Source organism: Chryseobacterium sp. YR221 (genome assembly GCF_900176315.1).
GTDB classification, from domain to species: domain Bacteria; phylum Bacteroidota; class Bacteroidia; order Flavobacteriales; family Weeksellaceae; genus Chryseobacterium; species Chryseobacterium rhizosphaerae.
This window is the reverse complement of the sequence record NZ_FWXM01000007.1, coordinates 81,164-102,487: the sequence shown is the minus strand read 5'-3', so window position 1 is coordinate 102,487 and position 21,324 is coordinate 81,164. Positions and strand designations below refer to the sequence as shown.

Sequence of the window (21,324 nt, the reverse complement as noted above, 5' to 3'; positions counted from 1 at the left end):
AATTTCACCATAAAAAAAACGGGCCAAAGCCCGTTTCTATTGATATGTAATTGTTATTACTTTTATAATGTTTCTTTCAACCAATCGAAGAATTCTCTCTGCCATACCAATCCGTTTTGTGGATGAAGTACCCAGTGATTTTCATTCGGGAAATAAACCAGTTTAGATTTCAGACCTCTTAATTTTGCAGCCTGGAAAGCTTCCTGCCCTTGTTCGTAAGGTACACGGAAATCAATTCCTCCCTGAACGATCATGATTGGCTTATTCCATTTTTCTACAAAATTGCTTGGGTTGAATTCTGTATAAGCTTTTGGCTGTGGTTTTTCCCATGGAGAACCGATATCCCAGTTTGCAAACCAAAGTTCTTCAGTGGTCAGGTACCATGATTTCATATCAAATAATCCATCGTGAGCGATGAACGTTTTGAATCTGTTTTCGTGAATTCCTGCCAGCATAAATACGCTGTATCCACCATAACTTGCTCCTACAGCAGCTACTCTATCTCCATCTACGTACGGTAATGTTTTTGCATAATCAGTTGCTGCCAGATAATCTCTCATCGGCTGTCCACCCCAATCTTTGGAGATCTCCTCATTCCATTTTGTTCCCCATCCCGGCATTCCTCTTCTGTTGGGAGCCACTACGATATAGTCATTGGCAGTCATTAAAGCAAAGTTCCATCTTACGCTGAAATACTGTGTCAGTGCAGACTGTGGCCCACCCTGGCAATATACCAATGTTGGGTATTTTTTATTCGGATCAAAATTTGGTGGATAATGGAACCATACTCCCATTTCTTTACCATCCGAAGTTTTTACCATTTTAAGTTCAGATTTACCTTGAGCCAACTTAGCATACGCTTCTTTATTGGCTTCAGTAACCTGCTTCATTTCTCCGTTTTTAAGATTTACTGAGAAAAGTTCTGTAGCATGATTTACATCTGTTCTTCCTACTAAAAGGGAAGTTTTATTGTCTGTAAAGATTTCATTAACGTCAAAATCTCCTTTGGTAATCTGCTGTATTTTCGCTGATTTTGAATCCAGAGAGAAAAGCTGTTTTGTTCCTCTGTAGGCTGCCGTAAAGTAAACTGTTTTTGAATCAGCTCCCCAAAGCACGTCTCCTGAAACGCTATCGTCCCAACCTGCTGTAAGATTCGTCGTCTTACCTGATTTCCAATCCATGATCTTTACATCATTTTTATCCGCTTCATACCCGTCTCTGGCCATACTCTGCCAGATCAATGATTTTCCATCCGGACTGAATTTTGGATTAAGATCATATCCTTTATTAGATTCTGTAAGGTTCTTTGTAGTACCTGAAGCCAGATCGTAAGCAAAAATATCCGTATTGGTACTTGTAGCATATTCTTTACCGCTTTTAGGTTTGGTCACATATAAAAGCTGTGCAGAATCCGGGCTCCAGATAAAATCTTCAGCACCTCCGAAAGGTCTTTGAGGAGAATCCCAGGTTTTCCCTTCCAAAAGATCTTTAGCAGCATCTACTTTATCGGAAGTATTGACAACAAATACGTGGTTGTATTTCCCTTCATTGAAATAATCCCAATGTCTATGGTTCAGGTCCGTGTAAACCTGAGCGGTTGTTTTGGGAGTATCACTGTATTTATCTTTCCCCATCAGTTTCTCAACCAGAACCTGCTTACTGAAAGCGATTCTTTTACCATCGGGAGAAATAACGATATTATCCACCTCACCTATGGTATAAAATTCTGTCCAGGTTTTTCCGGCATCTTTTGAAAGATAGATGATGTCACCTTCCTGTGCATAGATTCCATTTTTATCCCATTGAATCAGGGCTTTTTTACCGAAATCTATTTTAGAAGACTGATTATTAAGAACATTCAGAAAATAGTTCTCATTTTTTGTTTTCTCTGTTTTCAGATCTACCTGTCCTACTTTATAAATAAGGGAAGCTTGATCCGGTGAAACGGCCTGTACTCCAACTTTTTTCAAAGTCCAAAGAATTTCAGGCGTCATTAGTTGTTGTGCATTCATTAAAAGCGGAGCTGCCAGAGCCAGCAGACTGTACTTAAGTTTCATATGTTGATATTCATTTTTTAACGGATATATAAAACCGGTATGGTTTCATAAAATCCTTTTATTAGATTCAAAGATTGCCAAAGTTAATATTTAAAATAAAAATGACCGAAATAATTAACACTAAAATTTATATTCTCTTAGTATTTATGAGATATCTTAGTATATTCTGTATGTAAAGTGTGAAAATACCTTTTAACCACCCCGTCAAAAATTCTTTGAATTTTCGCCACCCCTCCGGAGGAGGGAAATGGTTAAACAGGAGTCTCACAATCCCATGGCTCGGGAGTACCCACAAAAAAAGTCCGTCAGTAAAAACCAACGGACCTTTTCATTTGTATTGTTAATCAATTACTCTCCATCTGAGAACATTGAGTTTGCCAAAGAAGTGACAATGGACAATAGAATACTAAATATAAATGCCCACCAGAAACCATCTACCACCATACTGTCTATAAAATAATCTGCAAGCATAATAATTGCCGCATTAATTACCAGGGCAAAGAAGCCTAATGTAATAATGGTAAGAGGAAGTCCGAAAAGACTTAAAATAGGTTTCACAAAGATATTCAGGACTCCCAGTACAATGGCAAAGATAAGGGCCGTTGAAAATCCTTCAAAATGGACTCCCGGTAAAACTTTTGTTAAAAGATAGGCAACTATCGCTGTAACAAATAATCTGATAATTAAGTTCATATTATTATTTTTTTAATGTTTATGGGGGTTATGGAGCAAAAGCCATTCCATTCCGGTAAAAATAATCCAATAAAATCCCTTTGTTTAAAGAATATTTTGGCCTTTTACAACCGTAAAGCTTTTATTTTATTTTCATCATGGTCACCAATGAAGTGGCCACATGGCTGTCTGAATCTAAACCTTCATTCTGAACATAAATTTCCGTTCTGATCACACTGATTTTGGTCCCTCCTTTAATGACATATGATTTTGATATCAGGGCATCACCCATTGCAGGCCGTAAATAGTTCACCTTTAGCTCAACCGTCACCACATAGCAATCCTCTTTGTAATGGCTCACCGCTGCATATCCTGAAGAAACATCCACTAAAGAAGCGATCATTGCTCCGTTGAACATCCCCGCTTTCCGGGTCATCATTTCCATCTTAGGAATTTTTATAGAAATAAAATCAGTTTCCACTTCCAGCAGTTCTGCCCTGTAGAATTTCAATGTTTCTGACCGGTTGAAGCTGTCTGTAATAAGTTTTGTTTTCTCTGGAGTCATTGCTTTTTGAATTTGGATGTAAATGTAAAGATTGATTTAAAAAGTAAAGAATGAAAAGGCTAAAAATTGAATGATAGGTATATATTTATTTCCAGCAACAAAGGATTCTTAATTATTGTAAGGGGAATGTTTTGTGAAGAAGAAAATTGCCCGGAATGAAAACCGTAATGTATTTAATACATATATAAATTAAACTTTACGGATTTTAAAACCTATTAGGCTGGTTTATTTTTACGAGATAAAAAGTTTAGCTTTGTACTCAAGCGGTGGTCATATGGATTTTAAAAGATTTTTTTTGTTCGTAAGCATTCTGATGTACTGTGCTTTTCAAGCCCAGACCTTATCTTTATATGGAGGTTCCGATCAAAACCAATACCTGGGATGTTTAAACTGTGATACTTTTAATAAGGATTCGGTGTGGAACACTTACGGGGACTATGGAAATGTATACAGTTCAAAATCAATCTGGAATACCTACGGAAATTATGGAAGTCCATACAGCACCTACTCTCCCTGGAACTCTTATGCCTCCTACCCTCCGGCTATTGTTGATCAGGATGGAAATTTTTACGGATATCTTACCTTGAACACATATAAGTCTGAAAGATCCGATCTGGAGCTGGCTCAGGTCCTGTGCAAATACCATGAGTCTATTAAAAAAGACATTAGTGGATGGTATGACAGGCTGTTCAGATAATTTTTAAATTGATAGAAATATGACAGGTGTTTTGTGGCTAGATCACCACTCCGTCAAAAATCCTTTGAATTTTTGCTAACCTTCCTGAGGCGAATATTTTGCTTATCCACACCCCTTGTCATTCCGTAGGAATCTAAACATATATAAGAAAATCAAGGGTTTCCATGAAACTTAGATGTACTTCTCAGCAGCCTGCTAGTCACTTTATAAAATCTTAAGTGTATAAAGCTTTGGTGATTTTTGACTAAGTTGAAATAACATTCATCGACTGAAAGGAGATAATCTTCGAATTGCAGTAAAAAAACAAATTTGTATTAGTTAACCACCCCGTCAAAAATTCTTTGAATTTTCACCACCCCTCCGGAGGAGGGGAATATAGAAACTTCCATTGTCATATTCATTATATCAAATACAAAAGTAGTAGATTTTCAGAGACTTAAGTGGAATTCCTGGCAGTGTGACAGTCACTTTATAAAATCTTAAGTGTATAAAGCTTTTGTGACTTTTGTGGTGGATATGTTCTCTCGCGGATTGAGCAGATTAAGCAGATTTTTATTTCTTATTATGCTTAGATTCCTGCGGAATGACAAAATAAGTGGACAGACAAAATCTGTTATTTATAATTCTGAAGGAATCTAGATTTGTATACACAAGAAAATCAAGGATTTTCATGAAAAATTAGGTGTATTTCTCAGCTTGATATTGACTCTAAAAACGATATATTTTTCTAACACTTTAGTTCACTTGAGAAAGAGCAAAAATTATTATATATAAGAAGTTCACTTGAGAAGAAAATCAAAGATTTTCATTAAGCTTAGGTGTACTTTTCAGCAGTTTGCTAGCCACTTTATAAAATCTTAAGTGTATAAAGCTTTTGTGACTTTTGACTACGTCGAATCTTCGATTTGTGGTGGATATGTTCTCTCGCAGATTAAGCAGATTTTTATTTCTTATTATGCTAATATTCTATGTTTAGATTCCTACGGAATGACAAAATGAGTGGACAGACAAAATCTGTTATTTATAATTCTGAAGGAAATTTTGTATAAGCCTTAGGAAAGCAATACATTAAAATCATCACTTAAAGTCAGAACTCCTTCTGTTAATCCTTCCGGGTGAGTGTTGAAGCCTTTTAGTTTTGAGCTTTTCCCTTTTAACACCAGATCCATCAATTGCTTATCAGACAGTTTTTTTCCAAAAATTTCAAAACTAATTTTAAAACCACAGTTTTTGAAATCGGAACATCCAACTGCTGTTTTTCCTTTAATCAGATTATGTTCTTTACACTTTGGACATTTTGTTTCTTCCCAGGACTGAAGTTCTTTTTTCTGTGCAGGTTCTCTTTTTTTCTTTTCCTTCACCTCTTCTTTCTCTTCTTCCTGTAGGGTAATCACTTTTCCTTTACCATATACCACTTTTTCGGTAAGTTCCGTTACCATCTGGATCAGTTCTTCTTTAAAAAGATTGGCTTCATATTCACCTTTCTCAATTTTACGAAGTTTTGATTCCCATTCACCTGTCAGTTCCGGACTTTTTAGAAGTTCATCCTCGATGGTATCAATCAACTGAATTCCGGTTTGGGTAGCAATCAGATTTTTCCTTTTCTTTTCGATATATTTTCTTTTGAAAAGGGTTTCGATGATGTTGGCACGGGTAGATGGTCTTCCGATTCCGTTGTTTTTCAGCATTTCACGCAGTTCTTCATCTTCTACCTGTTTCCCTGCAGTTTCCATCGCACGCAGCAATGTTGCTTCGGTATAGGGTTTGGGAGGCGTCGTTTTCCCTTGGTGGATCATTGGATCGTGAGGTCCTGTTTCACCCACGATAAATTCGGGGATGGTCTGTTCTTCCTCTTTTTCTTTGTCCTTATCTGTGGTTTCTTCTTTAGGTTCTTTTGAATACACAGCTCTCCATCCTGCTTCAAGAACCTGTCTTCCACTTGTTTTGAAAGGGATGGTTCCTACTTTTCCTTCCACCAAAGTATTGGAAATTTTACATTCCGGATAGAATACGGCAATAAAACGTTTCGCAATCAGATCATAAATCAGTTTTTCTTCCCTGCTCAGATTCTGAGAAGGTGGGATTTCTGTAGGAATGATCGCATGGTGATCGGTTACTTTGGTATCATCAAAAACAGCTTTCGATTTTGGAATCGGAGCTTCTAATAATGGAGCAATCAGGTCCTGATAAGGATACATTTTCTGAAGAATCCCTCCTATTTTCGGATATAAACTTTCGGATAGATAGGTGGTATCAACACGAGGATAGGTTACGTGCTTCTTCTCATAGAGACTCTGGATATAATTCAGCGTGTTTTCTGCGGAATATCCATATTTTTTATTGGCCTCTACCTGAAGTCCCGTCAAATCGAAAAGTCTTGGATTCTTTTCTTTTCCTTCTTTTATTTCGAAAGAAACGATTGCAAAAGGGTTTACTTTAAGGTATTCCAGCCCTTTTTCAGCTCTTTCCAAGGTTTTTAAACGGTCAATCGCAGCATTGAAAATAACATCACGGTATTTCGTTTTCAGCTCCCAATATTCTTCTGTAGTAAAGGCATCGATCTCTTTCTGACGCTGCACCAGCATAGCCAGTGTGGGAGTCTGCACTCTTCCTATAGAAAGAACGGCTTTGTTTCCTCCGAATTTTTTGGTAAAAAGCCTCGTCGCATTAATTCCTAACAGCCAGTCTCCTATAGCTCTTGCATTTCCGGCCAGGTATAGGTTTTTATAATCTTCAGCGGGTTTCAGGCTAGCAAAACCCTCCTTGATAGCTTCTTCCGTTAGTGAAGAAATCCATAAACGCTGGATCGGTTTGTTGCATTTTGCCTTCTGCAGTACCCAACGCTGGATCAATTCTCCCTCTTGCCCGGCATCCCCACAGTTAATGACCTCATCACATTCTTCTACCAATCTTTCAATAACTTTAAACTGGTTTTCTACGCCTTTATTCGGAATAAGCTTTATCCCAAAGCTGCTGGGAATAATAGGCAGCAGAAACAAATTCCATGATTTGTATTGCGGGCCGTAGTCGTGAGGTTCTTTTAAGGTACAAAGATGTCCGAACGTCCATGTTACGCAATAGCCGTTTCCTTCCATATAACCTTGTTTAGGCGTGGTAGCGCCCAATACTTTGGCGATATCTCTGGCAACACTGGGTTTCTCGGCAATACATAATTTCATGAACTCGGGTTTATTGTAGGGGTGCAAAAATCGGGATTTTTTTTGGATTTAGCTAATTTAGTTGGGAGCTGATCTTTGATAAGTTGTTGGCACGAGTATCCCAAACCTGCCAGCAATATTAATAATTATGAACTAACAAACATTACTTTTTCTGCACCATTTATTATATTCAGATCCAACCTTTCAATAAGAAAATTCACGTCCTCAACAAACTTCTCCTTCAGATAACCTTCTTCAATATCATGTCCATACGTTATCTTTTTATAGAAATCAGGTTGGTTTTTCAATGCATTTTTCAATTGTACCAGATTAGATTTTAAAACCTCCAGATCAATATATTCTTCATAAAAATTCCAGAAATCCAATATCTTCAAGTCTATATGTAAGACTCTTTCTATTTGACACAATAACCTGTCATCATCTTCCATACCATCACCGGTCATCACCAGATTTAAGCCTTCTCTTCCGTCAAAATGGCATCGATCTCTCAGGTCTAGATATTGCCATAGAGGCTCCTCTTTATCAAACAGAAAACTTATTTCAAGTCCTAATCCCATATCATTTCTTAAAAAGTAAATATAACAAAAAGCCCCCTTATCAAAAGGGGGCAGGATCAACAATATTAATGAAACTAAGTTCATTATTTCTTTTGGACTTCTGAAATGGCATCAGTAATTCCTCCGCCTGCAGTTTCAAAGAAAGCAGGACCCGCCAGCAGATATACTTTTTCTAATTTTTTTGTAGCGGAAAGTTTATGCTCTTTCAGATAAGTTTCAGAGCGGTTAGCATGAACAATTCCTTTGACTACGTTTCCAGCTACCAAAGCGGTTGGAGAATCTATTCCTGCATCTTTCAGGTCACTGGCAAAGGCAAAATTGGTAACGCCCAATCTCATAGCTTCACGGGCTGCCACTTCTCCTACGGAAGTCATTAAATCGGGTGTGAATTTTTTACGGTCACCTAAACCGATCAGCAATAATTTCTTTGCGGACATCGATCCTGCCGGTGGGGTAATCAAAAGGGTTTCTAAAGAATGTCCCTGAAACTGGCCTAATTTTCTGATATTGGTTAATTCTCCTTTTAAAGCTTCATCCAGGTGAACCAATCCATTTAATTTAGCGGGTAAAGCCTGAGCGTTAAAAATATCTCCTTCCGTATATTCAAAAACGCAGGCTACCTGAAGCTGGGCGTCAGCAGATGATGGACCTTGTACCAATCCTATCATGGAAATTCCGTCTACGGTTCCCCAGGTTTTGGAAGTTCCGATGGCTGTTGTTTTCGCAGGAGCTGCAGTTGTGGTTTGTGCAAAGTTGAGTGTAGATAATGCTAAAGCTGCAATTACCAGTGATTGTTTTAGTGTATTTTTCATGTGATTTATTTTTAGTTATTGTTTGTTTTTTGTTTTTTGGATAACGCAATGGCGCTAAGTTCTTTAAGGTTTATGTTTTTAAGACGCAAGTCGCTTCGCTCCGGCTATTTCTTTTTCAAAGGTAGTTTCTGTGGTGAAGATGGACATTGATGTGGGATAATTTCATTGTGGGTTACGAGATTCGGGATCCGAGCTACTGGGTTAAGGATTGTCGGGTATTTTATATTTTTTTGTGATGATATATTTCTCTTTTAAAATTTAAATACGATTCTGGAGTTAATGAAGAGACCGTCTTTGTGGCTGTCAATCACCTCATTGATAAATGCACCGGTATTGAAGTATTGTATTCCTGTATTAAAGGTTAAAAATGGATTGATCTTATAATTAAAGCTTCCTAAAAAGGCCGTTCCAATGTATTTCTTTTTGGAGTTGGAGGATGGCAGATTCAATGTTCCGCTGGGTCTGTAAATCCCATCTTGGGTAGAATACCTCCAGTTGAAAACTACGTCTGCCTGCACTGTTATTTTTTTACTTAGATCAATGGTGGCGTAGGGATGAATATCAATTAAGTTCACAGGGCCAATCTGAGGATTAAATCCAAAATAGCCTCCTTTCGGATAGAGAGGATTAAATGTTCCCAATTTTCCGTCCCCTTTATTGCTGTCTCCAGAGATATAGTCGTTTCTAAAATTAATAGTTGGTCTTCCTTTTACATTTTCAAACATATACCCTATGTCTGCAGAAGCCGTCCACGCGCTGATATTTCCTTTATTAAAGCTCCCGAATTGATAGGCCGCTTCAAAATTATAAATAAAACCTCCCCCATATCTCCAGAACCTTCCTCCGAAAGTATGCCTGTTTTCATCGGAAAACCCATCTTCAAAGCGTACCTCTTTTCTGTGAATTCCCAAATAATACAACTCCAGGTTTCCACTTCGGGGAATAATCCATGTATTGTAACTTCCCCAAAGATTAATTGATTTTGAAGATTTGTTATCCAATGCTCCCGGACTGATTTCGCTGGCTGCCATCATAAAGGCATCAGATCTGAAGTTTCCTCTTTTATACATGAATTTCAATCCATCAAAGTAGAGTCTTAAATTGGGACCTTCCCTCACGGAGATCAGTCTTCCACTTCCATAATCCAGTTCCTGTCTTCCCAGACGCACTGTAAGCTTTTCTTTTTCATTTTTCAGAACATCAACATCAATGAAAAGATTCTGAATATTCAAATGGTCTTCATCAATAGGCCTTGGACCGTTCTTTCTTCCATTTTCCCATGCACTTCTCACCTGTCCAAAAATTCTTACCCGTGAGCCCAGATGCAGATCTGCATGTACATTATATCTCTGAATCAGAAAAGGATTGCTTCCAATTCCCATCCTTCCCCAATCTTCATTATTAAAATCAACAAATTCCAGTCTTGCTTCTCCTCCCAGCGACAAATAATTATTAGTTTTTTCTGTAAGGGGAATATATTTTATGGAATTGTAAAAGGTCTTTGCAGAGTCTTTATAGGCAGCATAATCTTCATCAAACCTCATCAGCTTAAACTGGGCAGAAAGCTGAACGGGAATAAAAGTCTGCAGAAACAGTACGATGGCAATCAGTTTTCTCATGATGATATCTTTCTTAAATAATTATCCACCGAATATTTCCCCGAACCCATAAACAGTAAAAGCAGATAACACAAGCTGTACATAAAGGGCGTATCTTTTACCAGTAATGCATCATTCCAATGGAGAATAAAATAACCTGTAAGTGTCACCGCCAGAATGGGTAATACTGCAATTCTTGTGAAAAAGCCCAGGATTACAAATACAGGAAATACCAGGTTGGCAGCATCGGCAAAAAGACTGTTGAATACTTCCGGAAGATGCAGAGGGTTCGGAACCTGTTCTGCTTCTGAAACACCTATTCCTAATTTTTTTAATCCGTGGGCTACGATTAATTCCACTGAAAGTAAAACTCTGAACACTAAAAGTGCTGTATCGGTTAATTTTTCTCCCGGATTTGTATTGGTGATGATATGGATTATTTTTTTCATGATTTGAATAATTTTTGGCTATGGATTAAATTGATTGTCGTGACTGTATTAATGCTGGGTTGACCACCCCGTCAAAAATTCTTTGAATTTTTGCCACCCCACCAGAGGAGGGGAATTTTTGCCCTTTCAGTTGAAGTGGTTGTAGCTTTTGTGGTTTAAAATTATTTTGTTTGATAACCTCCGTAGTATTTCACAGGTGACCAGTCCGGAATGACAGGAAGCGGTGCCGGAGCAGCTGTTTTATAAGTTTCATCTCCGTAGACTACTTTGCCATCAACGATGGTGAGTTTTGAAGTAATGGTTTTAATTTCTTCATCATTAACCATAAAATAATCTTTATCTAAAATGGTTAGGTCTGCAAAATATCCCTTTTGTATTTTCCCTTTCTGAGAGTCTTTTATTAATTCATAACCTTGATAAGTAGAAAGTGATAAAGCCGTTTTTCTGTCCAGGGTATTTTCTTTAGCCATCACCTGATTTCCTCCGATTGTTTTCCCTGTTGTGATCCAGTATAAGGCAACCCATGGGTTATAGCTCGCCACTCGGGTACCGTCTGTTCCCAAGCCTACAGGAATTCCCATTTCAAGCATTTTTTTCACAGGTGGGGAAGCTAAAGCAGGTTTTTTACCGTATCTGTGGATGAAGCTTTCTCCCTGATAAGCCATTCTGTGCTGTATGGCAATTCCTCCTCCCAAAGCTTTAATTCTTTTCATATTGTCTTCGGTTACGGTTTCGGCATGATCAATAAACCAGATCAATCCGTTCAAGGGAGTTTCTTTATTAACCTCTTCAATGACATTTAAAAATCTTGTGATACTTTCATTATAGGTCGCATGAATTCTGAAAGGCCATTTGTTTTTAACCAGAAGACGTACCACATCTTTCATATTTTTTTCCATGGTAGCAGGAAGTTCCGGTCTTGGGAAAAGGAAGTTTTCAAAATCGGCTCCGTCTGATACCAGATTTTCACCTCCTCCGTTAACATGATAATCTATTTCATTGAAATCGTTATGACTATGGTCATCAATATCAACCATTCCTACCCATTTGGTGTAATCTTCAAGCTCTGAACCTTTTTTCTGTGCAAATAAATAATAAGGGAGGCGAACGGTAATTTTCCCTTCTTTGTTCAGTTGATCTGTTGTTCCATAGTCATCCGGGAAATTCTGGAATCCTCCTCCTGCATCCATTACAGCTGTTACCCCCAGTCTGTTCAGCTCGGTCATGTACTGAAGCGTAGAATTTACTTTTTCTTCTTCTTTCAATTCCGGTAATTTGGCAAGTGTTGAATAAAGAATGAAGGCATTGGGTTCAGCCACCAGCAATCCTGTGGGATCTCCATTATTGTCTTTCTCAATTAAACCTTGTGCAGGATTAGGCGTATCTTCATTGATGCTCAGTTCTTTTAATCCGGCTTTGTTCAACCAGGCTTTCCCATAGAGATACATGATAAAAGTGGGTACATTTCCTGTCGCTTCATTAATCTCAGCCAATGTAGGAAGTCGCTTTTCTTCAAACTGATATTCATTCCAACCACCAATCACTCTTACCCATTGACCTTTCGGTGTTCTCTGTGCTTGTTCTTTCAGCATTTCCAATGCTCTTTTTAAAGACTTCACGCCATCCCAACGAAGTTCTGTATTGTAAAATCTTCCTCCACGAATCACATGCAGATGGCTGTCAAACAATCCCGGAATAACTCTGTTTCCTCTGGCATCAATAACCTTTGTATTGCCACCTTTTAATTTTAAAACCTGGGTATTTGTTCCCGCTTGTAAAATTTTATGGTCTTTTATGGCGACAGCCTGTACTTCAGGATTTTTATCATCCATGGTTGTGATTTTTCCATTGGTAATAATCATATCCGCTTTTTGAGCATGTAAGACTCCTGTGCCTAAGACGGCGGAAAGTATAAGTGTATTCAGTAATTTCATTATCATATTATTTAAGTTTGAAGAATGCGGCAGACTTTCGGCCTGCCGCAGCAGATACCATTAATGTTTTAGCATTTCCTGAGCATACTGAATTCCGATACCATAAGCTCCACCATATTTTTTCATCAGATCATTTACCGGTTTGTATGTTTCTTTTCTTGCCCAGTCTCTCTGCAATTCCAACACATACTGAACAGAAGTGATTGGATGTGCTCCTGCCTGAACCATTCGGGTAACCGACTGATCATGGGCTTCTTTAGAAATATCACCTGAAGCATCCGTTACGACATACACATCATATCCCTCGTCTATTGCGGATAAAACAGGTCCTACGATACATACACTGGTCCATAATCCTGCAAAAACCAATTTCTTTTTATTCTTTCCGGTAATGGCTTTGTGAGCATTCAGATCTTCCCAGGTATTCATGGTTGTTCTGTCTACATATCCGCTTGTTGCTTCCGGATATACTGCTGAAATTTCAGGAAAAACAGGTCCGCTGAATGATTTTTCAGCCACAGTTGTTACCACTGTAGGCACATTAAAAATCTTTGATCCTCCAGCTACCAGGGCGACATTATTTCTCAACTCTTCCATGCTTATGCTTTTGGTTGCAAAAGCCATCTGCCCTTCGTGATCAATAAGTACCAAGGCATGGTTGCCAGGATTTAATAATGATTTTCCAGGATTTTGAGCTGTTGCTGTTAACGAGAGTAAACCTGTTACAAATGATAGGATTAATTTTTTCATAATATTTACTTTAAATGTTGTTTGTTATTGAGTTATTTTTATAAAGTCATAGGTACTTCCATCAATAGGATTTCCGTTTCTTCCCCGGTTATTTTAATATCTAAATCTTTGATATCCCACATTCCGAACCCGTCTCTTTCTTCTACTGGCTGGCCTTCGATTTCGGCACTTCCTTTAAGGATAAAAGCATAGATTCCGTTTCCCTGTTTCCTGATCTGATAATTGACTGTCTTATCCTTTTCAAAAACTCCCAGATGAAACCATGCATCCTGATGAATCCAGACTCCCTCGTCATTGGTATTTGGAGAAAGGATCTGCTGAAATTGGTTTTGGCTTTTTGTTTTATCTAATGTCATCTGATCGTATCTTGGGAGTACATTTCTTTTATTGGGATACACCCAGATCTGGAGAAATTTGACCGGCTGATCACTATTTCTGTTGAATTCGCTGTGCATAATTCCGGTTCCTGCACTCATCACCTGGATATCCCCGCTTTTGATAACGGCTGTATTGCCCATGCTGTCTTTATGTTCAAGATCTCCTTCCAGAGGAATACTGATGATTTCCATATTGTCGTGAGGATGAGTTCCAAATCCTCTCCCCGCTTCTACTTTGTCATCATTCAAAACTCTCAGTACTCCGAAATGCATTCTTTCAGGATTATGGTAGTTGGCAAAGCTGAAAGTGTGTTGGCTTAGCAACCATCCGTGATCCGCTTTTCCCCGTGAATCTGCTTTATGGATGACAGAGTTGTCTTTAATTTTTGATTCCGTATTCGGTAAATGATTGTATCCGATAGGTTCTAGTGGTTCGATTTCATCAATCTCATTTTTCATGGTATTTCCAAGAGAAGCTGATGCTACAAACATTCCTGTTCCTAATAAACCTTTCTTTAAAAAATCTTTTCTGTCCATATCGAGTTATTATTTGTTTGTTTTTGATAGGACAAATGTACAGTGGTGAAAAACCCTGCACATTTAACTAGTTTAATAAATCACTTTTCAGCAAAAAAAATCCGGATATAAAAATATCCGGTATATACACTGCTTTGGCAGCTGGTATAGCGCAAAGGTTTAAAGATTTTATCTTCAATAAAATTGTTGACTTCCAATGTAAGGGATGAGTTTTTTATGAATCTCGCAGATTGAGCAGCTCAAGTAGATTTCACCAAGAAATATTCATACTATTCTATGGTTAAAAAAAAATTTACATCATTAACCACCCCGTCAAAAATTCTTTGAATTTTCGCCACCCCTCCGGAGGAGGGGAATATAGAAGCTTCCATTGTAATATTCACTATATTCACCACGAAAATTATAGATTTTGAAAAGCTTAAGTGTACTTTTCAGCAGTGTGATAGTCACTTTATAAATCTTAAGTGTTTAAAACTTTTGTGACTTTTGACTACGTCGAAATAACATTCATCGACTGAAAGGAGATAATCTTCGATTTGTGGTTGATATTTTTTCGAGCAGATGACGCAGATTTTGATACACATCAAATAATTTGACAGAGTTTACGGTTTAGATATAAACAGTTGTGTTCATCTGAGTAATCTGTGGTGAAAAATTCACCTGTCCTGCTTACTTCTCTTTTGAAGCCAAGCGTTTTCTGATCGTGCTTACAAATTCTTTTGACACTCCTAAATAGGAAGCAATATAATACTGGGCAACCCTTTGGGGTATGGACGGATATACTTTGATAAATTCAATATATCTGTCCGAGGCAGTCTTTGAAATGGTATTCACCAGGCGGCTCTGCAGGGTCGTTAAATTCCGCTGTACCAACATCCTGAAAACTCTTTCAAACTTGGGAATTTCCTGTAATAATTTCTCTTTGGTCGTAGGATTCAACATATAAATTTCTGAATCCTCCAGGGTTTCAATATATACTTTCGAGGGCTTTTGCTCATGAAAAGAAGCAATATCACTGATCCACCAATCTTCGATGGCAAACAATAAGGTCACTTCAGAACCGCTATCATCCAAACAGTACATTCTTACACATCCTTTATGAATATATCCTTCAAACTGGCAGATTTCTCCTTCTCTTAATAAAACGGTTTTCTTGGGAAATGTCTGGCAAACCAGAGCATCTGTAAAAATTTTCCCTTCTTCCGGACTTATAGTGATGAATCGTTCAATATTTCTGATGATATTTTCAAACATAAATTAAAGTTTACCCCTGCAAATTAGGAAAAAGACTGTAAACTTCGTTCTTTAACAGTCCACTTCCTCCTCCATAATGGTCAATCACTTTAACATCTTTATCTAAATGGGCACAGAATATCTTCATCTCTTTCTCAAAGTCATCAGATAATCCGGAACTTAAAAGAACGATATCTACCTTATTTTCTGTTATATAGTCATAACTGGCATTTTCATCACTTTGAATCTCAGACGTCCAGCCCTCGTTATTTCCTATAATGCGTTGTAAAACATCCAGAATTTCCTGATTCTTTCCGATGACTAAAAAATGTAATGTTTTCATTAAGTTTAGGATTTATGGTTCTTATTGGGTAAGAGTTGATGATTGAGAGTTTAAAGCTAAAAGTGATGTAATGTATGAAACCGGAAAGTGTAAGGATAATAAGTAATTTACTTTCGTAGTTATTTACTTTCAACTCTTAACTCTCAATTCCTCTACAAATGTTTATTCCCCGTTATTTTCAATTCATTCAAATCCAGCTGGGATTCGGTTTTTCTGATCTCATCATCACTGAATAATTTTTCACGTTTCATTTTGAATAAATCTTTTCTCTGTAATGCAATAATATCGAGCATGATCTTATGATATTCCTTCATATCATTCTGTCTGTTCGTGCACATTTCAATAGAGCTCAGATGGTTTTGGTGGAGTTTAATATCATTTTCCAATGCTTTTTTTAGGTTCTCTACCAGGTTATTACTGCTTACCGTAGGTTCATATTCTTTACTCAGCCTGTCAATTGCCAGCTGATCAAGTCTCATTTGAATTCCTGCCTGCTGCTCATGAGAAGGTAAAATAGGATCTATTTCCTCTATTTTAGTTAATTTAATGATTAAAGGCAAGGTAAGTCCCTGGAAAACCAGCGTCACAAAAATAACAATAAACGTGATAAAAATAATCAGGTTTCTCATGGGAAACTGAGACTGCTCATTCATCATAACCGGAATAGATAAGGCTGTTGCCAGAGAAACAACGCCACGCATCCCGGCCCAACCGATGATCAAAGGATTTTTCCATCCCGGGCTTGGATCACGTCGAGCTTTTTTACTCAACCATCTTGGAAGATGAGCCACCGGATAAATCCATAACAGACGAACCACAATGACAATACCGCTTATAATCAAACCATATTTTATGCCCTCCATTAAAGAGGTTTCTCCTAAACCATTGATAATATCCGGAAGCTCAAGTCCTATTAATACGAAGACCAAAGCGTTCATTACAAAGATTAACGTATTCCAGACTCCCGTCATATTAATTCTTGTCGTTCCGGTTTTAAAAATCTCATGGGCACGAAATGACATAAAAAGTCCTCCGCTTACCACAGCCATCACTCCTGAAAAATGGAAATGCTCTGCGGAAAGAAATAAAATATAAGGCGTAATTACCGTAATAGCAGCATCAATTGCCGGGGTGGTAGGTAAAAACTTATGAATGGCGTAAAAAATATGAGCTCCGATAATTCCTACAACAATACCCATTCCTGCCACAAGAAAAAACTGGCCGGTGGCTTCATGCATTGAAAAAGCTCCGGTCATTACCGCAGCTAAAGCAAATCTGAAAACAATCAGTGACGAGGCATCATTGATCAGACTTTCACCTTCCAATATGGCAAGGGTGCGTTTGGGAACCTTTAATCCTTTTAATACAGTGGCTGCGGCAACAGCATCGGGTGGTGAAACTATACCTCCCAATAAAAAGCCTAATGCCAGGGTAAAACCGGGGATCAGAAGCTGTGAAGTATAAGCAACGACCAGAGAGGTCAGAAAAACCAGCCCAAAGGCTAGCAAGCTGATGGGGCGTTTCCACTTCCAGAAATCATTCCATGAAGTATACCATGCCGCCTCATATAAAAGGGGAGGTAAAAAGATTAAAAATATAATATCGGGATCCAGCTTTAAAACAGGTACTCCCGGAATCATACTGATTCCTAATCCCGCAAGTACCAGAAAAATAGGATAAGCAATCCTTATGCGCTGTGCCAGCATCACCAGCATCATAACGAGTAATAAAAGTGCTAGTATTAAAAGTAGTTGTTCATGCATCTTCTTTAGAGGGTATAAGTTTTGGCTAAAGCCTATGGATTGATGATATATTGTCGGGTGGGCTAAAGCCCACCTCTACTGAATTTCGACAATACTATCTTTTAATTTATTTAAATATAACTGAATTCGCCAGTTCCATCTCCTCCTGATTAATGGAATGTCCGAAGTTGGCGTACACTTTTTCGGTAACCTCAGCATTCATTTCTCTTAAAATATTGGCTGTAGCATAGACTCTTTCTACAGGAACATGAAAATCAGGATTACTGGTTGCTAGCAAAACCGGCGTTGCTGCAAAATCACCTTTATAGTGATCGCGATTGATCTTATCACCAATCACTCCTCCGATAATAGCCACCGCTCCACCTAATTTTTGTGCATTGCGGGCCAAAAATTCCAATGTAAGACACGCTCCCTGGGAAAATCCGAAAAAATAAATATTTTCGGGTTTAATCCCTGCATCTGTGGCAACTTTTACTGTCTCTCCTACCATTTCCAGGGCAGATGATAACCAGGGCTCATTCTGATCCACCGGTGCGATAAACGAATAAGGATACCAGGTATGATTCAGAGCCTGTGGGGCTAGTAATGCATAGTCTTTTACATTCAGATGTTGGGACAAACTCAGGATATCCTGAGCACTTCCACCGCGTCCGTGAATCATAATCAAGGCTTTTTCTGCCTGCTTTAATGGTATTCCTGCTGTTTTTATGTTTAAAATATGGCTCATTATTTCGATCTGAATTTTTCTGTTGGATAATTGATTGTTGGAAGAACTTGTGTTAAACGTTCTCTCTGTTCTTCAAATTGTTTCGGTAACATCAAATCTTCCCCTAATGATGCAGCTTCTTCATCGACATCGAATCCCGGACCTGAAGTGGCAATTTCAAACAACACACCACCGGGCTCTTTAAAGTATACTGATGTGAAATATTTCCGGTCTTTCACTTCCGTATGTTCCAAACCGAAAGCATTGAGCCTGTCTACCATCTCAAGTTGTGACTGTGCATCGGGAGTGGCAAAAGCTACATGATGAACAGTCCCTCTTCCTGCCAACCCCTTTAATGCATTAGGCATATACAAAAGATCCACATAGTGTCCCGGCAGATCTTCTGTTCCCAGTCTCAGTCTGTCAGCACTTTCAATAATAACTTTATGGTCCATCTGAGTCGTTAAAAGGGCAGCTGTTCTTTCATAGGCATCCTGCCAGATTTCCACATGGTGAATTCCTTTTAACGCATATTCCTTGGGAATATAGCCGTTGTTATATCCTTTTCTTTGGTCTTTATCATTAAAAACCAACTCCAATCCTAACCCGTCAAAATCTTCAAGATAAATAAAAACTTCTTCAGACAATCTTTGCTGTGGCTGTTTATATTGAATATTAAACTGATCCAGACGATTTGTCCAATACTCCAATGCATCTATAGAAACCGAAAAAGCAGTAGTATTCAGCATTCCTTTGCCATGTCTTCCGTTAATCAGATCTCTACCATAAGGAAAAGTGGTCAAAATAGTTCCCGGCGTTCCATATTCATCGCCGAAATAGAAATGATAAACATCAGAGTATTCAAAATTGACTGTTTTCTTGACCAATCGAAGTCCTAAAACTCCGGTATAAAAATCTATATTTTCCTGAGCATTGCCGGTAATAGCCGTAACATGGTGCAATCCTGTGATAAGTTTCATAAAGTTGAAAATTGAAAATTAAAATTATTGACTGATTGTTGTAATGTGAAGTTTCCAAATCTATTTCCGGATTATTCCAACGCAGGAAGAAAGGGGAAAATGACGATCAGGCAAATTGGTAAATACGCTAAGTTGAGATCTCTTCTATCCCCTACTCGTCATTCATTACAACACTTCTTTCATCCACACATCATTATATTCTTCCGGATGACGTTTGAACTGTGCATGAACATAGGGACACAAGGGTACAATTTTCAAATCGTTTTCTCTCGCATAAGAAACCAGTCTTTCCAATAAAATTTTGGCAAAGCCTTTCCCTTCATATTCCGTATTCACCTCAGTATGGTAGACCGTCAGTTTTTTTCCAATTACTGAAATGTCCATTTTTCCTGCTTTAAGATCATCAGAGAAAAGTTGAATTTCTCCTTTTCTTCCTTCTAAAACTATTTCTGTTCTTTCCATTTTTGTATTATTTATAGAATTATTATGAATGTCAAAATTAGGGTGTTTATAAGACTTAAGTAATGATCTATGATAACTTCGGTAAGGCTTCTTCTATTTTATCACGCATTCCTTCATACTGTAGAGGAAGTTTCAGATGAGTACCCAGTTCATTCAGTGGCTCATCTACAGTGAACCCCGGATTGTCTGTGGCAATTTCAAATAATACACCTCCGGGCTCACGGAAATAGAGTGAGTAAAAATAATCTCTGTTGATCTTAGGAGTGATACTTAAGCCTGCCGATAATACTTTTTCACGGTATTCCATTAAAACAGTATCGTCTTTTACCCTAAAAGCAATGTGATGATTGGTTCCGGCAGCATTCCTTCCGGATGGAATGCTGTCACTTTCAATAATATCTACGAGATTGGCTGTATCGATAGCATCTGTTGCCAGTCTGTATCTTTCCCCTTCCTGTTTTTGCAGATCATATCCTAAAATATCCGTTAAAACTTTAAGGGTAGGATCAGCTTTTTTTAGACTTAAAGTGACATTATGAAATCCCTTTAAAGCATGCTCTTCTTTGAGATCATCAGTAGTCCATACTTTCCGGTGATCCTCAGCGGATGGTTCTATAAACTGTAACTGCAGGCCATCCGGATCTTTAAAAGAGATCAGTTTTTCCCCAAAGATTTCCCCTTCCTCCAGATTTACATTAAAACCTTGAAGACGGCTTTTCCAAAATTCCAGGCTTCCTTTCGGAACTGAATATCCAATATGAGTAGCCATACCCCTTCCATTGGTACCCTGACCAATTCCTTCCCAGGGAAAGAAAGTAAGAATAGTTCCTGGTGTTCCGTTTTCATTTCCAAAATAGAAGTGATACGTTCCCGGATCATCAAAATTGACTGTTTTCTTGACCAGTCTTACCCCTAAAACCTGGGTATAAAAATCTAAATTTCTTTTGGCGTTGTCTGCAATAGCTGTGATATGATGCAGACCTAATATTCTATTGTCCATGTCTTTAATTTTGATGCTAAATTATGGACCATAGAAATCCTGTACATTTAACTAGTTTAATAAATGTAAAAAAAAATCCAGCATAGAGCTGAATTTTCAGGAGTCAAAAAATTTCAAGTAATTGACTAAGTGATTTGTCCGGTTCCCGGATCATTGTTATTGCTGTATTTTCTATACAACCTGAGAAGTGTTCATCATTCTGAATCTGATATCAACTCTCTCTAATCTTTGACAAAAGAGTCATAAGCAATTCTACTTCAGTATCAGTCAAATTCTTATATACTGCATCCACATCCGGAAGTGCCGTAAAAACCTCATGGTATAAAACCTCACCCTTACCCGTAAGTTGTACATCGATCAGACGTTTGTCCTCCGGATTCACCTTCTTTTCTACAAGATCTTTAGCTATAAGACGATCTACCAACCTGGAAACTCCGGCATTCTTCTCCAGCATTCTCTTTAATATAGCTGACGTAGACAGTGGCGTTCCTGCATCATACAGAATAGAAAGTACATTATACTGCTGTGAAGTAAGTCCATATTTTGCAAAAAATTCCTGAGACTGCTCATAAACACTATTATAAGTTTCTACCATACTGATGCCGAGTTTCCGGCGGAGAGGTATTTCCTGAAGATCTTTTTCCATTGTATTA

20 protein-coding genes are annotated in these 21,324 nt (G+C 38.0%); 1 reads left to right on the top strand and 19 read right to left on the bottom strand.

Annotated features, from left to right (window positions below; genetic code table 11):
• Window positions 1–62: 62 nt before the first annotated feature.
• The 3 genes from B8967_RS19195 to B8967_RS19185 form a co-directional block, all read right to left on the bottom strand.
• Window positions 63–2,057 (bottom strand): S9 family peptidase, encoded by a 1,995-nt coding sequence (locus B8967_RS19195; protein ID WP_084087264.1) that lies wholly within the window; start codon window positions 2,055–2,057, stop codon window positions 63–65.
• Between the two features lie 348 nt (window positions 2,058–2,405).
• Entirely contained in the window at window positions 2,406–2,750 is a 345-nt protein-coding gene (locus tag B8967_RS19190) for a phage holin family protein (RefSeq protein WP_047486581.1), read from the bottom strand.
• 121 nt (window positions 2,751–2,871) lie between these two features.
• The gene (locus B8967_RS19185) at window positions 2,872–3,294 is read right to left on the bottom strand and encodes a PaaI family thioesterase (protein WP_047486584.1); all 423 of its coding nucleotides are present in this window, start codon (window positions 3,292–3,294) and stop codon (window positions 2,872–2,874) included.
• A gap of 295 nt (window positions 3,295–3,589) precedes the next feature.
• Between B8967_RS19185 and B8967_RS19180 the strand changes: the two genes are divergently transcribed.
• The gene (locus B8967_RS19180) at window positions 3,590–3,991 is read left to right on the top strand and encodes a hypothetical protein (protein ID WP_228406259.1); all 402 of its coding nucleotides are present in this window, start codon (window positions 3,590–3,592) and stop codon (window positions 3,989–3,991) included.
• A gap of 1,052 nt (window positions 3,992–5,043) precedes the next feature.
• Here the strand turns inward: B8967_RS19180 and B8967_RS19175 are convergent.
• The 16 genes from B8967_RS19175 to B8967_RS19100 all read right to left on the bottom strand — a co-directional run bounded on the left by B8967_RS19175 (window position 5,044) and on the right by B8967_RS19100 (window position 21,317).
• Entirely contained in the window at window positions 5,044–7,170 is a 2,127-nt protein-coding gene (locus B8967_RS19175) for a type IA DNA topoisomerase (RefSeq protein WP_084087260.1), read from the bottom strand.
• Window positions 7,171–7,295: 125 nt separating this feature from the next.
• Window positions 7,296–7,811: a hypothetical protein gene (locus B8967_RS19170; protein ID WP_047486593.1), complete on the bottom strand. Its 516-nt coding sequence runs from the start codon at window positions 7,809–7,811 to the stop codon at window positions 7,296–7,298.
• On the bottom strand, window positions 7,811–8,539 hold the full coding sequence (locus tag B8967_RS19165; RefSeq protein ID WP_084087258.1) for a M17 family peptidase N-terminal domain-containing protein: 729 nt from the start codon (window positions 8,537–8,539) through the stop codon (window positions 7,811–7,813). Before B8967_RS19165 ends, B8967_RS19170 begins: the two co-directional genes overlap by 1 nt.
• 251 nt (window positions 8,540–8,790) lie before the next feature.
• A complete protein-coding gene (locus B8967_RS19160) occupies window positions 8,791–10,158 on the bottom strand; it encodes an alginate export family protein (protein ID WP_084087256.1) in 1,368 nt (455 codons plus the stop codon).
• Window positions 10,155–10,586, bottom strand: coding sequence for a DoxX family protein (locus tag B8967_RS19155; RefSeq protein ID WP_084087255.1), 432 nt, complete (start codon window positions 10,584–10,586; stop codon window positions 10,155–10,157). Before B8967_RS19155 ends, B8967_RS19160 begins: the two co-directional genes overlap by 4 nt.
• A gap of 161 nt (window positions 10,587–10,747) precedes the next feature.
• On the bottom strand, window positions 10,748–12,520 hold the full coding sequence (locus B8967_RS19150; RefSeq protein ID WP_084087253.1) for an amidohydrolase: 1,773 nt from the start codon (window positions 12,518–12,520) through the stop codon (window positions 10,748–10,750).
• A 60-nt stretch (window positions 12,521–12,580) separates the two neighbouring features.
• Window positions 12,581–13,270 (bottom strand): hydrolase, encoded by a 690-nt coding sequence (locus B8967_RS19145; RefSeq protein WP_047486610.1) that lies wholly within the window; start codon window positions 13,268–13,270, stop codon window positions 12,581–12,583.
• Window positions 13,271–13,308: 38 nt separating this feature from the next.
• Window positions 13,309–14,184 (bottom strand): pirin family protein, encoded by an 876-nt coding sequence (locus B8967_RS19140; protein WP_084087251.1) that lies wholly within the window; start codon window positions 14,182–14,184, stop codon window positions 13,309–13,311.
• Between the two features lie 669 nt (window positions 14,185–14,853).
• Window positions 14,854–15,438: a Crp/Fnr family transcriptional regulator gene (locus B8967_RS19135; protein WP_047486617.1), complete on the bottom strand. Its 585-nt coding sequence runs from the start codon at window positions 15,436–15,438 to the stop codon at window positions 14,854–14,856.
• A gap of 10 nt (window positions 15,439–15,448) precedes the next feature.
• Window positions 15,449–15,760 carry a hypothetical protein gene (locus tag B8967_RS19130; protein WP_084087249.1) on the bottom strand — a complete coding sequence of 104 codons (312 nt, stop codon included), beginning with the start codon at window positions 15,758–15,760 and terminating at the stop codon, window positions 15,449–15,451.
• 152 nt (window positions 15,761–15,912) lie between these two features.
• Window positions 15,913–17,523 (bottom strand): Na+/H+ antiporter, encoded by a 1,611-nt coding sequence (locus B8967_RS19125; protein WP_084087247.1) that lies wholly within the window; start codon window positions 17,521–17,523, stop codon window positions 15,913–15,915.
• A gap of 106 nt (window positions 17,524–17,629) precedes the next feature.
• Window positions 17,630–18,250 (bottom strand): alpha/beta hydrolase, encoded by a 621-nt coding sequence (locus B8967_RS19120; RefSeq protein ID WP_084087245.1) that lies wholly within the window; start codon window positions 18,248–18,250, stop codon window positions 17,630–17,632.
• Window positions 18,250–19,209, bottom strand: a complete 960-nt coding sequence (locus tag B8967_RS19115) for a VOC family protein (protein ID WP_084087243.1) — start codon at window positions 19,207–19,209, stop codon at window positions 18,250–18,252. The genes B8967_RS19120 and B8967_RS19115 overlap by 1 nt, the downstream gene beginning before the upstream one ends.
• A 165-nt stretch (window positions 19,210–19,374) precedes the next feature.
• Complete coding sequence (locus B8967_RS19110) at window positions 19,375–19,671, bottom strand: GNAT family N-acetyltransferase (protein ID WP_047486631.1); 297 nt, start codon at window positions 19,669–19,671, stop codon at window positions 19,375–19,377.
• 67 nt (window positions 19,672–19,738) lie between these two features.
• Window positions 19,739–20,671, bottom strand: a complete 933-nt coding sequence (locus B8967_RS19105) for a ring-cleaving dioxygenase (protein ID WP_084087241.1) — start codon at window positions 20,669–20,671, stop codon at window positions 19,739–19,741.
• Window positions 20,672–20,882: 211 nt separating this feature from the next.
• Entirely contained in the window at window positions 20,883–21,317 is a 435-nt protein-coding gene (locus B8967_RS19100) for a MarR family winged helix-turn-helix transcriptional regulator (RefSeq protein WP_084087239.1), read from the bottom strand.
• Between the last annotated feature and the right edge of the window lie 7 nt (window positions 21,318–21,324).